The sequence below is a fragment of the Cupriavidus sp. 21MJTG02-4 genome, assembly GCF_057798975.1.
On record NZ_JBYOJP010000003.1, the window covers coordinates 587,741 to 601,397 of the forward strand.

Genomic DNA, 13,657 nt, shown 5'->3' on the forward strand with positions numbered 1-13,657 from the left:
TCCTTGCGTGTGCATCCGTGCATCGTGTGCCTCGCCTGGCTGCCGGATCAGCGCTGCATCCACTCGGGCGAGCTGAGCAGCAGCGTGTTCCATTCGGCCTGGGTTTCCGCCTGCGCGAGCGACGTGCGCGTCTGCGGTCCGAGCGTGGCTTCGATGGTGTCGTAGTAGGCCTTGCCCGCGACCACCGGAAAACGCGCCGGGCCGGGCGGCAGATTGGCGTCGCCGGCAAACAGCCCCGCCGGGCCGGAGCCGATGGCACGCGCGATCTCGAAGCGCTTGACCATTTGCCCGGAACTCGCCCAGGCGCCTTCCGCCGCCGGGTAGCCATCCGGCGTGACGTGCCCGTAGAGCGGCTCGCCCAGCTGGTTCAGCCAGTTCATGACCGGACGCAGGTTGGTGACGGTACGGCCGTCATACGCCAGGCGCATCGACGCCATCACGAACGCCATCGGGTCGCGGAACTTGCGGCCCGGCGCCGCCAGCACGCGGTCGAGTTCGGGGGACAGGAACAGGGTGGTCAGCACGGCGGCAATGTCGCCGTCGGTACGCGTGAAGGTGGCGGCCATGCGGTCGACCAGCGCGGCCGGCGGATTGTCGGCCACGAAGTAGGCGGCGAGCTTCGCACTGATGAAGCGGGCCGTGGCGGGATCACGCGTCAGGATGGCGACCGCGCGCGCGGCTTCGCCAAACCCGGTCGGCTCGATGCGCTGGCCGAGCAGCGTCTTGGCGCCAAAGTCGTGCCGGTTCGGATTGAACTCGAACAGCCCGTCGCCGCGGTACAGCGCCGCGCGCGCCGGCGCCAGCCGCGGCGGCTCGCCGCGCGCGTTGACGCCAAAGCCCGTCAGCACGCGCGCCAGTTCCTGCACGTCCTGCTGGGTGTAGCGCGAGCCGCTGGGTCCGCCCGACACGCCCAGCGTATGCAGCTCCATCAGTTCGCGCGCATAGTTTTCATTGACGCGGTTGGCGCTGCTCTGCGTGTTGTCCAGGTACTCCAGCATGGCCGGCGCGGTCACGGTGGCCAGCACCAGGTCGCCGAACTTGCCCAGCGCGCGTGGCCGGATGGTGTGTTCCTCGTAGTCGGCCAGGGCCCAGCGCACCTGCCCCTTGGCGCCATAGACGCTGAAGTGGTTCATCCAGAACCACGTCATCTGCTCGCGCAGCTGGGCCGGGGAGTACAGCGCACGCAGCAGATGCCGCCGGCTGGTGTCGGCGATGGCTTCGCGCCCCTGCCGGTTCAGCGCCTCGCGGGCCTGCTGTTTGGCCATCTCGTCGGGCAGGCCGGCGATGCGCTGGCGTTCCTCGCGCGCCGCGCGCGTGCGTTCGACGGCGGTGCCCTGCAGGTTCGGCAAGGCGGCCATGGCGGTGGTCACCGCCGGCGGGTCGGTGGCCGGCATGCGCAGCTGCTCCTCGAGGAAGCGCTTGCGGCCCAGCTCGCGCAGCCGGGCGATGCTGGCCTGGTCGGCACCGAAGCTCACGGTATTGAGCCAATGCAGGTCCGCCGCGCTGAGCGGCCCGGATTCGGCCAGTGGCTGCTGCGCGCAGGACGCCAGCGCCAGCATGCAGGCCGCGGCCAGCAGCATGGCCGTCAGCGCGCGCCGCACGCCGGGGATGCCGGCGCCGGCAGGAAGGGTCGGCCACCCAGCGTTCATGCCTGGCTCCTTGTCTGGCGATGCAGGGACATGGTCCCTCTTACGTGGCGGGTGCGCTGGCGGTTGACAGGGCGCCGCCCGCCGCGCGGTAACGAAAACTTTCATGGGGCGGTCCCGCGGCATCTCATGCGTCGCCGGAAACACCCCGCTTTCCCAGCCGATTACTAGGCCGATTACCAGGCCGATTGCCGGAATCGCCAAGACTTTCCGCCGGATGGGCGTTAGTTTCTGCGGCATGCCGGTACCACGGGTCTCCGTTGCGCCGGCTCCCCGTTGAACCATCATCGTCCCTCCGGCCGTGAATCCCTATGTCTCGCCCCCAAGCTTCCGCCGGCTGGCTGCCCAGCCTGGCCTTTGTCCTGATCTGGTCCACCGGCTTCATCGTCGGCAAGGCCATCCTGCCGCTGGCCGATACCAGCCTGTTCCTGCTCGCGCGCTTTGCACTGGCCGCGCTGATGTTCTGCATCGCCGCGCTGGCCGCGCGCGCCGCCTGGCCGGCGTGGCATGATGTCCCGCGCCACCTGCTGGCCGGGGCGCTGATGCAGGGTCTCTACCTGTGCGCCGCCTTCGGCGCGGTCGCGCACGGCCTGCCGCCGGCCGTGATGGCGTTGCTGGGTGCCTTGCAGCCCCTGCTTACGGCATTGCTTGCCATGCCCCTGCTGAAGGAGCTACCTTCCAGACGCACCTGGCAAGGCCTGGCGACCGGCGCGGCCGGTGTGGCACTGGTCGTGGTGCCGGTCCTGCAGGCTGGCGCCGGCCAGTCCGCATCGGTCGTATCGCCCTGGGTCTTGCTGGCCGGGCTGCTTGCCATTGTCTCGATCACCATGGGAACCCTGCTCCAGAAGATGTCGATTGCCGCCTCGGATCTCCGTACCAGCTCTGCGTGGCAGAACGTCGGCGCCATGCTGGTGGCAGGCCTGGCCGTGTGGCTGTCGCCGGCGCCGCACTGGCAGCCGGGGCCGGTCCTGTGGGCCGCGCTCGGCTGGGCGGCGCTCGGGATCTCCGGCGCCGGCACCTGGCTGCTGCTCGGCATCGTGCGGCGCGGCCAGGCCGCCGGCGCCGCGGCGCTGATGTTCCTGGCGCCGCCGCTGGCCTCGGCGCAGGCGTGGCTGCTGTTCGGCGACCGCCTGGGTCCGCTGCAGTGGCTGGGCATGGCCGTCGCGGGCGCGGGGGTCTGGCTGTGCCAGACGCGGGAAAGGCCACGGCATGTCGCCGCCCGCTGAACTGGCGCACCCGGGCGCCCCAAGCCCGCTGGTCGAGCCCCGCCGCTACCACCCATGGCCGGCGGGGCATGCGCACGACCATCACCAGTTGCTGTTCGGCCTGGACGGGGCCACCGAGCTTGAGATCGATGGCCATCTGTACCGGGTCGACCGCCACCACGGTCTGATCGTGCCGGCCGCCAGCCACCACGAATTCCTCGGGCTGACCGGCAACCTGCAGGTGGTCGCGGATTTTCCCGGCGCGTCGGTCGCACTCCCCGCGCGCTTGATGGAACGGCCGCGCGCCTTCGTGCTGGATGGCGCCCTCGGCACACGTGTGCGCGCGCTGGCGGGGTTGCGCCCCGCAGGCACCCGCGCGACACACCTGAACTGGACCGTGGCCGCGACGCTGGCCAGCGACCTTGCCGACGCCCTCAGCACCGCGGACGGCCATGGCACCACGACCGTGTTCCCGGTCATGGCCATCGACGCCTACCTGCGCGCGAACCTGTCGTCGGCCCTGCATGCGGGCCACCTGGCCGAGCGCTTCGGCTGGAGCGTGCGCCGCTTCCACACCCTGTTCGCCGAGGCGTTCGGCGACACGCCCCACCGCTACCAGACGCGCTTGCGGCTGGACCGCGCGGTGCAACTGCTGGCCGGCACCGGCCTGCCGCTCGCGGAGGTGGCGCTGGCGTCGGGCTATCCCGACCAGACCACCTTCACGCGCAGTTTCACGCGCCGCTTCGGCCAGCCACCGGGAGCATGGCGCGCATCGGCGAGCGGCGTCAGTCCTCCGACGCCAGCGCCCGGTTGATGCGCAGCGCGAGCAGCGTGCAGACCGCACCGGACAACAGGTAGGCACTGACCGCGATCAGCCCGAACTTGGCCGACAGCCCCAGCGCCACCAGCGGTGCGAAGGCCGCGCCGAACAGCCACGCGAAATCCGTGGTCAGCGCGGCGCCGGTATAGCGGTAGCGGCGCTCGAAGTTGGACGTGACCGCGCCGGCCGCCTGGCCGTAGGACAGGCCGAGCAGGCCGAAGCCGATCAGGATGAACAGGTCCTGCGCCACCGGTCCGCCACCCATCAGCAGCGGCGCGAACAGCGCAAACATGCCGATCAGCAACGCCATGGTCCCGAGCGTGGTGCGGCGCCCGATGCGGTCGGCGATGCGTCCCGAGGCAATGGTGCCCAGGATGCCGATGAACGCCCCGGCCACCTGCACGCTCAGCACATCGGTGATCGGCTGCGTCTGGTGCAGTTCCACCCAGGACAGCGGGAACACCGTGACCAGGTGGAACAGCGCAAAGCTGGCCAGCGCGGCGAAGGCGCCCAGGAAGATGTTGTAGTCCTGCTTGCTGATGAGCTCGATGGTGCTGATCGGTTCCAGCTCGTCCTCGTCCAGCAGCTGGGTGTACTCATGCGTCACCACCAGCCGCAGCCGCGCGAACAGCGCCACCACGTTGATGGCGAAGGCCACGTAGAACGGATAGCGCCAGCCCCACTCCAGGAACTCGCCGCGCTCCAGGCTCAGGTTGAGGAACAGGAACAGCGAACCCGCCACGATAAAGCCCGTGGGCGCGCCGAGCTGACCCATCATCGCGTACCAGCCACGGCGCGCGGGCGGCGCGTTCAGGGCAAGCAGCGACGGCAAGCCGTCCCACGAACCGCCGAAGGCGATGCCCTGCAGCGAACGGAACACGGCCAGCAGCACGATGGCGGTATGGCCCAGCGACGCGTAGCCGGGCAGGAAGGCGATGCCCACCGTGGCCGTGCCAAGCAGGAACAGCGCCGCCGTCAGCTTGATGCCGCGTCCCCAGCGCCGCTGGATGCGCATGAACAGCGCCGTGCCGAACGGCCGTGCGACAAAGGCCAGCGCGAAGATGGAGAACGAGTAGAGCAGGCCGTCGAGCCGGTCCGCGAACGGAAAGTAGACCGTCGGGAAGACCAGTACCGATGCGATGCCGTAGACGAAGAAGTCGAAGTACTCGGACGCCCTGCCGATGACAACGCCGGTGGCGATTTCAGCCGGCGCGACGTGCGCGGCCCCCGGCGGCGGAGGTGCAGTAGGGGACGCACGATGCTGATGGGTCATGCTGGCCATCCGTATACCTCCACAGAGAGTAACGAGGCTAGTGAGGAATTTGCCCCCTGGCGATTAGCCCCTGAGCGCCTAAACTGCCATAGTTGCTCAGAACAGTCTAAGTCACGTACGCTTCTGCGTACAGGATGGCAACAGAGGACCCAAGCCTATGCGATCCGACCGTTCGACTAAGGCAGTACCGCGCGCAGCACGCTGGATCCTGCTGGCCCTGGCAGCGGCTGCCCTGTGTGGATGCAGTACGGTTCTGATGTCGCCGAACGGTGACCTCGCGATCCAGCAGCGCAACCTGATCCTGATCTCGACCGGGCTCATGCTGCTGATCATCGTGCCGGTGATCGTGCTGACGCTGCTGTTCGCCTGGCGTTACCGGGCCTCCAATACCAGCGCGACCTACAATCCCGACTGGGACCACTCCACGGTGCTGGAACTGCTGATCTGGTCGGCACCGCTGCTGATCATCATCGCGCTGGGCGCGGTCACCTGGGTCAGTACCCACAAGCTCGATCCGTACCGGCCACTCCAGCGGCTCGACGCCCAACGGCCCGTGCCCACCGATGTGCAGCCGCTGACGGTCGAGGTGGTGGCTCTCGACTGGAAGTGGCTTTTCCTGTACCCCGAGCAGGGCATTGCCAGCGTCAACGAGGTCGCCGCGCCGGTGGACCGGCCCATCCGCTTCCGCATCACGTCCACGAGCGTGATGAACTCCTTCTTTATCCCGTCGCTGGCCGGGCAGGTTTATGCGATGCCTGGCATGGAAACCAAGCTGCATGCGGTGATGAACCAGCCCGGCGACTATGAAGGGTTCTCCGCCAACTACAGCGGCGCGGGTTTCTCGCATATGCGCTTCCGCTTCCACGGCATGAGCCACGATGACTTCGAGCGCTGGGTGCAGCGCGTGAAGACCAGCGGCACGCCGCTGTCGCGCGACAGCTACCTGAAGCTCGAACAGCCCAGCGAGCGCGATCCCGTGCGCCACTACGCCAGCGTCGCGCCCGACCTGTTCGACGCCATCCTGAACCGCTGCGTGCGCGCGGGGCAGATCTGCCAGAAAGACATGATGGCCATGGACGCACGCCGCCAGCAAGGCGGTGCACTGGGCGCCGTCTGCACGGCGAGCAACACGCCGAAGGCGCCGTTCGACCCGGCCACGCCGTACGGCGAACGCAGCGCGGTATCGCTGCAGTAGCACAGCCGGGACGCCATCGCCCCGAAACGACTCACCCTCACCCCTCACTCTGGCCCTGGAGCACAACATGCAGGAGCGATCCGAACTCGCCACGCTTATCTTCGGCCGCCTGAGCTGGGAGGCCATACCGCTGCACGAGCCGATCCTGCTGGGCACTTTCGTCGTCGTGGTCCTCGGCGGCCTGGCGCTGGTGGGCGCGGTGAGCTACTACCGCCTGTGGGGCTACCTGTGGCGCGAGTGGTTCACCAGCATCGACCACAAGAAGATCGGCATCATGTACGTGATCCTGGGGATCATCATGCTGCTGCGCGGCTTTGCCGACGCCGTGATGATGCGCATGCAGCAGTCCGTCGCGTTCGGCGACAACCCTGGCTTCCTGCCGCCGCATCACTACGACCAGATCTTCACCGCGCACGGCGTGATCATGATCTTCTTCGTGGCGATGCCGCTCGTGACCGGGCTCATGAACTTCGTGGTGCCGTTGCAGATCGGCGCGCGCGACGTCGCTTTTCCGTTCCTCAACAACTTCAGCTTCTGGATGACCACCGGCGGCGCGGTGCTGGTGATGATGTCGCTGTTCGTCGGCGAGTTCGCGCGCACCGGCTGGCTGGCCTATCCGCCGCTGTCCGGCATCGTCCACAGTCCTGACGTGGGGGTGGACTACTACATATGGTCCTTGCAGGTGGCGGGGGTGGGAACGGTGCTATCGGGCATCAACCTGCTGGTGACCATCGTCAAGATGCGCGCGCCGGGCATGACGCTGATGCGCATGCCGATCTTCACCTGGACCGCGCTGTGCGCCAACGTGCTGATCATCGCCGCGTTCCCGGTGCTGACCGCGGCGCTGACCATGCTGGCGCTGGACCGCTACCTGGGCATGAATTTTTTCACGGCCGACCAGGGCGGCAGCGCCATGATGTACGTGAACCTGATCTGGATCTGGGGCCACCCGGAGGTCTACATCCTGATCCTGCCCGCGTTCGGCGTGTTCTCCGAGGTGGTGGCCACGTTCTGCCGCAAGCGCCTGTTCGGCTATGCGTCGATGGTCTATGCCACGGTGGTCATCACGGTACTGTCCTACCTGGTGTGGCTGCACCACTTCTTCACGATGGGATCCGGGGCGAGCGTCAATTCGTTCTTCGGCATCACCACCATGATCATCTCGATCCCGACCGGGGCCAAGCTGTTCAACTGGCTGTTCACCATGTACCACGGGCGCATCCGCTTCGAGGTGCCGATGCTGTGGACGGTCGGCTTCATGGTCACCTTCGTGATCGGGGGCATGACTGGCGTGCTGCTGGCGGTGCCGCCCGCCGATTTCTCGCTGCACAACAGCTTGTTCCTGATCGCCCACTTCCACAACGTGATCATCGGCGGCGTGCTGTTCGGGCTGATGGCCGGCATCACGTACTGGTTTCCCAAGGCCTTCGGCTACCAGCTGGAGCCGTTCTGGGGCAAGTGCTCGTTCTGGTTCTGGCTGGTCGGGTTCTACTTCGCGTTCATGCCGCTGTACATGCTCGGCATGATGGGCGTGACCCGCCGCATGAGCCATTTCGAAGACCCCGCGCTGCGGATCTGGTTCCTGCTCGCGGCATTCGGCGCCTTGCTGATCGCGCTGGGCATCGGCTGCTTCCTGATCCAGCTGGTGGTGAGCTTCATGCGGCGCGAGGCGCTGCGCGACGTGACCGGCGACCCCTGGGATGGCCGCACGCTCGAATGGTCGACGTCGTCGCCGCCGCCGGCCTACAACTTCGCCTTCACGCCGATCGTCCATGACACCGACGCCTGGTGGCAGATGAAGTCCCACGGATTCCAGCGGCCCTTGCAGGGTTTCATACCGATCCACATGCCGAAGAACACGGGCGCGGGCATCATCCTGGCTGGGCTCAGCACGGTGTGCGGCTTTGCGCTGATCTGGCACATCTGGTGGCTGGTGGTGGTGTCGTTCGCGGCCCTCATCGTCAGTGCGATCGTGCATACCTTCAACTACAAGCGCGACTACTACATCCCGGCCGACACGGTCGGCAACACGGAGGCAGCGCGCTCTGCGCTGATGGCCCACCATGCCTGATACCACGGCCCCGTTCCCCGCCGGCCGCGCGCAGGCCGCGCCCGCCGCCACGCCGCACGCCGTACCGTCCGGCCACGGCGTCGAGGAAGGCGAACTGCGCTTCTACATGACCAGCGAGTACCACGTGCCCAACGGCACGCTGCTCGGGTTCTGGGTCTACCTGATGAGCGACTGCCTCATCTTCGCCTGCCTGTTCGCGGCCTACGGCGTGCTGGGGCGCAACTATGCGGGCGGCCCGACCGGCGCCGAGCTGTTCGAACTGCCGCTGGTGGCGCTGAACACCTCGTTCCTGCTGCTGTCGTCGATCACGTATGGCTTTGCCATGCTGCAGATGCAGCAGGGACGCGTCGGTGGCACGCAGGGGTGGCTGGCCATTACCGGCGTACTCGGCGCCTCGTTCCTTGCCGTGGAAATCTACGAGTTCGTGCACCTGATCGGCGAAGGGGCGGGCCCGTGGCGCAGCGGCTTCCTGACGTCGTTCTTCTCGCTGGTGAGCACGCACGGGTTGCACGTGACCTTCGGCACCATCTGGCTTATCACGCTGATGGTCCAGGTGGGCCGGCACGGGTTGATTCCCGAGAACCGCCGGCGCCTGATGTGCCTGTCGATGTTCTGGCACTTTCTGGACGTAGTCTGGATCGGCGTCTTCACCTTCGTTTACCTGATGGGAGTGCTGCCATGAGCGCACCGGACCACACGCTCGCGCATGGCCACGACGGCCATGACGGCCACGACGGGCATGGCCATGACGAAAGCCATATTCATATCTCGATGAGCGGCTATGTGACCGGCTTCGTGCTGTCGGTGATCCTGACCGCGATCCCGTTCTGGCTGGTCATGGGCAAGGTGTTCGAGAAATCCACCACCACCGCGCTCGTGCTGCTCGCGCTGGGCGCCGTGCAGATCGTCGTGCACATGATCTATTTCCTGCACATGAACGCCAAGTCGGAAGGCGGCTGGAACATGCTGGCGCTGATGTTCACGCTGGTTCTGGTGGTGATCACGCTGAGTGGCACGCTATGGGTGATGTACCACCTGAATTCGAACATGATGCCGGGGATGGTGGATGTGAGGCAGTTGCCCTGACCGCGTGGGATCGTTCTTGGCAGACGTCGCTGTTCCGCCGGCGTACCGGCGACCTCCTACCGCTGCGCGCACTCGGTGAAAACCGAGGGAAGAGAAGAAACGGAAGCACCGGCACCAGCGCCGTTGATGCCCCCGGCCAACCGACTACTGAGCCGCGCAGCAGCCGAAGGCGATGATGCGATATCGCGGGCAGTGTCGAGCCACGGACAGGTTCGGGGCTGGTTCAATCATTGTGGGAGAGCCTGCATACGGACGCGCTCCACGCGGCAGGCAGCGGGGCAGACTCTGAAGCGAATACCCGTACGAAATTCTTCGCACGCTACGATCAATATTCGCCCGTTAGGGCAAGTAAACGCGTTTTTTGGTTACTTTTTGTCGCTCGGACAAAAAGTGACTCGCAGGCTACGCCTGCGAAACAGCCGCCCCTGCCAAGCACGCTGCCCTTCAATTTAGCGAACCCAAAAAGATACCCATAGATAACAATTCGCACTCAAAAAACAATTCCCTTCAAATTAAAGCAACAAATGCCACGCCTTTGTCATTAATCTTGCGGGCTATTTTTCGTTTCCGATCCTCGCATTGCCGGCACGGGACAGCGCCCCTGCCGCCTATGACGCGATAGCATTGCGCGCACAGCCAAAACCTGAGCAAAAGCGTGCGGTGAAGACCGGAAACGATCCCTGCACCCACCACCCCACAAGGGCCGGCGGGACCTTCCTTTGAACGGAGACAACGACAAATGAGTGCAAATACCGAGCACTTGCAGCGCGGACTCGGCGAACGCCACATCCGCCTGATGGCACTGGGATCAGCCATCGGCGTAGGGCTGTTCCTCGGGTCGGCCAATGCGATCCGGATGGCCGGCCCGGCCATCATGCTGGCCTATATCATCGGCGGCGCCATGATCTTCCTGATCATGCGCGCGCTCGGCGAAATGGCCGTCCACAACCCGGTGGCGGGCTCCTTCTGCCGCTATGCGCAGGACCATATGGGCCCGCTGGCCGGATACTTGACCGGCTGGAACTACTGGTTCCTGTGGCTAGTGACTTGCGTGGCCGAGATCACCGCCGTGGCCATCTACATGGGCGTCTGGTTCCCCGACGTGCCGCGCTGGATCTGGGCACTCGCGGCGCTGGGCGCGATGGGCTCGGTCAACCTGCTGGCGGTCAAGGCCTATGGCGAGTTCGAGTTCTGGTTCGCCATGATCAAGATCGTGACCATCGTGCTGATGCTGTTCGGCGGCGGCGCCATGATCGTATTCGGCCTGGGCAATGGCGGCGTCGCCACCGGCATCAGCAACCTGTGGGCGCATGGCGGCTTCCTGCCCAATGGCGCCAGCGGCGTGCTGATGTCGCTGCAGATGGTGATGTTCGCCTACCTGGGCGTAGAGATGATCGGCCTGACCGCCGGCGAAGCGAAGAACCCGCGCAAGTCGATCCCGGATGCCATCAACTCGGTGTTCTGGCGCATCCTGATTTTCTACGTCGGCGCGCTGTTCGTGATCCTCTCGCTCTACCCGTGGAACGAGATCGGCGCACAGGGCAGCCCGTTCGTGATGACCTTCGAGCGCCTGGGCATCAAGACCGCGGCCGGCATCATCAACTTCGTCGTGCTGACCGCGGCGCTGTCCTCGTGCAACGGCGGCATCTTCAGTACCGGCCGCATGCTCTACAACCTGGCGCAGCAAGGCCAGGCGCCGGCCGCCTTTGCCAAGGTGGACCGCAATGGCGTGCCGCGCCGCGCGCTGCTGGTGTCGATCGCCGCGCTGCTGTGCGGCGTGCTGCTGAACTACCTGGTGCCCGAGAAGGTGTTCGTGTGGGTGACGTCGATCTCCACCTTCGGCGCGATCTGGACCTGGGCCATCATCCTCGTCACGCAGATGCGGTTCCGCCGCGGCCTGTCGCCGGCCGAGCGCGACAAGCTGGCCTTCCGCATGCCGTTCTGGCCGTATGGCTCGTGGATCGCGCTGGCCTTCCTTGCGCTGGTGATCGCGCTGATGGCCTATTTCCCGGACACGCGCGTGGCGCTGTATGTCGGACCGGCCTGGCTGGTGCTGCTGACGGTGCTGTACTACCGCCTGGGCGTCCAGGCACGCGGCCCGGTCAGCTACCAAGTCTGACCCAGGCGGGCGGTGCGCCTGCGGGCGCCCGCCGCTACAATGGCCCCCGGGCAATCCACTGCCAGGGGGCCAGATGTCCGAACTCTACGCCGCGCCACCCCGCCATGACAGGGCGGCGAATCCAGACGCCGGCCACGCCGGCGTCATCGCGAATTCAGCCGAGGATGCCGTAGCGCGCGCCGCCGCCGTGGCCGACACGATCGCGCGCACGGCGGTCGAGCAGGCGGACCACGCCATGCGCCACTGGACCGACCCGGCGCCAGGCCCGGTGAGCATCGGCTCTCCAGAGCACCTGCGCATGTTCTCCAACATGCTGCTGCAGACCCACAACCCCTACAAGCCGGCCGTGATCGAATGGCCCACGCTCTCGCCTGACGCGCTCCGGCGCGTCACCTCCCTGCCGATCTGGGACATTGCCGTGCAGACCGAGGGCCGCGCCTCGATCCGCGTGAAGACCTTTGCCGAAACCGTCGCCGACCCGCTGCTGCGCAGCGCGCTGGACATGGACGGCGCCGAGGAAGCGCGTCACAAGGTCGTGCTCTCGAAGATGGTGGAGGCCTACGGCATTCCGCTCGCACCCGAGCCCGACTATCCGCCTCCGGACGACCCCGAGTGGGGATGGCTGGTGACCGGCTACAGCGAATGCATCGACAGCTTCTTCGCCTTCGGCCTGTTCGCCATGGCGCGGCGCTCCGGCTATTTCCCGGCGGAGCTCGTGGAGACCTTCGAGCCCGTGATCCAGGAAGAAGGCCGGCATATCCTTTTCTTCGTCAACTGGGCGGCCTGGTATCGCAGCAACCTGCCCTGGTGGCGCAGGCCGCTGTTCGCGCTGAAGGTGGCGCGGGTGTGGGCCTTCCTGGTCTGGGAGCGCATCGGCATCGCGCGCGGCATCGACGCCGACGGCGCGGCACAGGACGCCAACTTCACGATGAACGGCTCGGAAGCGCTTGGCGATTCGCTGTCTCCAGCCGCAATGATCGACCTGTGCCTGGCCGAGAACAACCGCCGCATGGCAGGCTACGACGCTCGGCTGCTGCGGCCCGAAACCGTGCCGCGCCTGGCAAGGCTGGCGCGCCGCTTCCTCAAATGACCATGACCACTGCGTTTGCGCTGTCCCTGCTGTCGCTGGCGATCTGGTGCGTGCTGCTGTTCGGCCGCGCGGGCTTCTGGCGCGTGCGCAAGCCTGCGCCGGCCCCCGCACCCGATGCCTGGCCCGAAGTCGTGGCCATTGTCCCGGCGCGCAACGAGGCTGACGTCATCGGCCGATGCGTGGCCGGCGTGCTCGGCCAGCAGTACCCCGGAACGCTGTCCCTGGTCGTGGTCGACGACCACAGCCACGACGGCACGGCGAAAATCGCGGCCAGCGCGGCAGCCGGGACGCCGCGGCCCGGCACCCTGACCGTTGTCCCCGCCCGGGACCTGCCGGCCGGATGGAGCGGCAAGGTATGGGCCCAGTCGGAAGGACTCGATGCCGCCGCTCGCGTGGCGCCGGGGGCCGCCTATGTCTGGCTGACCGATGCCGATATCTGGCACGGCCCTGGCGTGCTGGCCGGCCTGGTTGCCCGCGCCGTGCATGAGCGCCGCGATCTCGTGTCACTGATGGTGCGGTTGCGCTGCGCCTCGGCCTGGGAACGGCTCATCGTGCCGGCTTTTGTTTTCTACTTTGCCAAACTCTATCCGTTCGAACGCGTCCGCGACCCGCGCAGCGCGGTAGCGGCCGCGGCGGGCGGCTGCATGCTGGCAAGCCGCGCGGCCCTGTCCCGCATCGGCGGATTCGCCGCCATTCGCGGCGAGTTGATCGATGATTGCAGCCTGGCCGCGAAGATCAAGCCCGGTGGTCCCATCAGCCTCGATCTGGCCGATGACAGCGTGTCGCTGCGGCCCTATGACGACTGGCGCAGCCTGTGGGACATGATCGCCCGCAGCGCCTATACGCAGCTGCGCTACTCGCCGCTGCTGCTGGCCGGCACGGCGCTGGCGATGACCGTGACCTACCTGGCGCCGCCGCTGCTGGCGCTGGCAGCAGGCGCCCGGCTATGGCCGGCCTGGCTCGCCTGGGCGGCGATGTCGCTGGCCTACCTGCCGATGCTGCGCGAATACCGCCAGCCGGCCTGGCTTGCGCCGCTGTTGCCACTGACGGCGCTGTTCTACCTTGGCGCCACGCTGGATTCGGCGCGGCGCTACTGGCTGCGCCGCGGCGGGCAATGGAAGGGCCGCAGCCAGGCGCCGGTGCGGTCCTGAG

At 67.0% G+C, this 13,657-nt stretch carries 11 protein-coding genes; 9 read left to right on the forward strand and 2 right to left on the reverse strand.

All coding sequences use genetic code 11. From position 1 onward, the window contains the following. Window positions 1-47: 47 nt before the first annotated feature. Window positions 48-1,580: a DUF1800 domain-containing protein gene (locus AC3FKH_RS09005; RefSeq protein WP_488674891.1), complete on the reverse strand. Its 1,533-nt coding sequence runs from the start codon at window positions 1,578-1,580 to the stop codon at window positions 48-50. 377 nt (window positions 1,581-1,957) lie between these two features. Between AC3FKH_RS09005 and AC3FKH_RS09010 the strand changes: the two genes are divergently transcribed. Continuing rightward, on the forward strand, window positions 1,958-2,872 hold the full coding sequence (locus AC3FKH_RS09010) for a DMT family transporter (RefSeq protein WP_488674756.1): 915 nt from the start codon (window positions 1,958-1,960) through the stop codon (window positions 2,870-2,872). Beyond that, window positions 2,856-3,665 (forward strand): helix-turn-helix transcriptional regulator, encoded by an 810-nt coding sequence (locus AC3FKH_RS09015; RefSeq protein WP_488674758.1) that lies wholly within the window; start codon window positions 2,856-2,858, stop codon window positions 3,663-3,665. The genes AC3FKH_RS09010 and AC3FKH_RS09015 overlap by 17 nt, the downstream gene beginning before the upstream one ends. Here AC3FKH_RS09015 and AC3FKH_RS09020 read toward each other — a convergent pair. Next, window positions 3,637-4,953, reverse strand: a complete 1,317-nt coding sequence (locus AC3FKH_RS09020) for an MFS transporter (RefSeq protein WP_488674760.1) — start codon at window positions 4,951-4,953, stop codon at window positions 3,637-3,639. The genes AC3FKH_RS09015 and AC3FKH_RS09020 overlap by 29 nt on opposite strands. Window positions 4,954-5,101: 148 nt before the next feature. Between AC3FKH_RS09020 and cyoA the strand changes: the two genes are divergently transcribed. The 7 genes from cyoA to AC3FKH_RS09055 all read left to right on the forward strand — a co-directional run bounded on the left by cyoA (window position 5,102) and on the right by AC3FKH_RS09055 (window position 13,656). After that, window positions 5,102-6,139, forward strand: a complete 1,038-nt coding sequence (gene cyoA / locus AC3FKH_RS09025; protein ID WP_488674762.1) for a ubiquinol oxidase subunit II — start codon at window positions 5,102-5,104, stop codon at window positions 6,137-6,139. A gap of 67 nt (window positions 6,140-6,206) precedes the next feature. Further along, a complete protein-coding gene (gene cyoB, locus AC3FKH_RS09030; protein WP_488674764.1) occupies window positions 6,207-8,210 on the forward strand; it encodes a cytochrome o ubiquinol oxidase subunit I in 2,004 nt (667 codons plus the stop codon). After that, a complete protein-coding gene (gene cyoC / locus AC3FKH_RS09035; protein ID WP_488674766.1) occupies window positions 8,203-8,892 on the forward strand; it encodes a cytochrome o ubiquinol oxidase subunit III in 690 nt (229 codons plus the stop codon). Before cyoB ends, cyoC begins: the two co-directional genes overlap by 8 nt. Then, window positions 8,889-9,296: a cytochrome o ubiquinol oxidase subunit IV gene (gene cyoD / locus AC3FKH_RS09040; protein ID WP_488674768.1), complete on the forward strand. Its 408-nt coding sequence runs from the start codon at window positions 8,889-8,891 to the stop codon at window positions 9,294-9,296. Before cyoC ends, cyoD begins: the two co-directional genes overlap by 4 nt. 739 nt (window positions 9,297-10,035) lie before the next feature. Next, a complete protein-coding gene (locus tag AC3FKH_RS09045) occupies window positions 10,036-11,415 on the forward strand; it encodes an amino acid permease (RefSeq protein ID WP_488674770.1) in 1,380 nt (459 codons plus the stop codon). A 235-nt stretch (window positions 11,416-11,650) separates the two neighbouring features. Further along, window positions 11,651-12,505, forward strand: a complete 855-nt coding sequence (locus tag AC3FKH_RS09050) for a ferritin-like domain-containing protein (protein WP_488674893.1) — start codon at window positions 11,651-11,653, stop codon at window positions 12,503-12,505. Next, window positions 12,502-13,656, forward strand: a complete 1,155-nt coding sequence (locus tag AC3FKH_RS09055) for a glycosyltransferase (RefSeq protein WP_488674772.1) — start codon at window positions 12,502-12,504, stop codon at window positions 13,654-13,656. Before AC3FKH_RS09050 ends, AC3FKH_RS09055 begins: the two co-directional genes overlap by 4 nt. Window position 13,657: the final 1 nt, after the last annotated feature.

Excerpts from the sequence above, each read along its gene's own strand:
- AC3FKH_RS09005 (WP_488674891.1), bottom strand. The coding sequence starts at position 1,580 with ATGCTGCTGGCCGCGGCCTGCATGCTGGCGCTGGCGTCCTGCGCGCAG.
- AC3FKH_RS09010 (WP_488674756.1), top strand. The coding sequence starts at position 1,958 with ATGTCTCGCCCCCAAGCTTCCGCCGGCTGGCTGCCCAGCCTGGCCTTT.
- AC3FKH_RS09015 (WP_488674758.1), top strand. The coding sequence starts at position 2,856 with ATGTCGCCGCCCGCTGAACTGGCGCACCCGGGCGCCCCAAGCCCGCTG.
- AC3FKH_RS09020 (WP_488674760.1), bottom strand. The coding sequence starts at position 4,953 with ATGGCCAGCATGACCCATCAGCATCGTGCGTCCCCTACTGCACCTCCG.
- cyoA (WP_488674762.1), top strand. The coding sequence starts at position 5,102 with ATGCGATCCGACCGTTCGACTAAGGCAGTACCGCGCGCAGCACGCTGG.
- cyoB (WP_488674764.1), top strand. The coding sequence starts at position 6,207 with ATGCAGGAGCGATCCGAACTCGCCACGCTTATCTTCGGCCGCCTGAGC.
- cyoC (WP_488674766.1), top strand. The coding sequence starts at position 8,203 with ATGCCTGATACCACGGCCCCGTTCCCCGCCGGCCGCGCGCAGGCCGCG.
- cyoD (WP_488674768.1), top strand. The coding sequence starts at position 8,889 with ATGAGCGCACCGGACCACACGCTCGCGCATGGCCACGACGGCCATGAC.
- AC3FKH_RS09045 (WP_488674770.1), top strand. The coding sequence starts at position 10,036 with ATGAGTGCAAATACCGAGCACTTGCAGCGCGGACTCGGCGAACGCCAC.
- AC3FKH_RS09050 (WP_488674893.1), top strand. The coding sequence starts at position 11,651 with ATGCGCCACTGGACCGACCCGGCGCCAGGCCCGGTGAGCATCGGCTCT.
- AC3FKH_RS09055 (WP_488674772.1), top strand. The coding sequence starts at position 12,502 with ATGACCATGACCACTGCGTTTGCGCTGTCCCTGCTGTCGCTGGCGATC.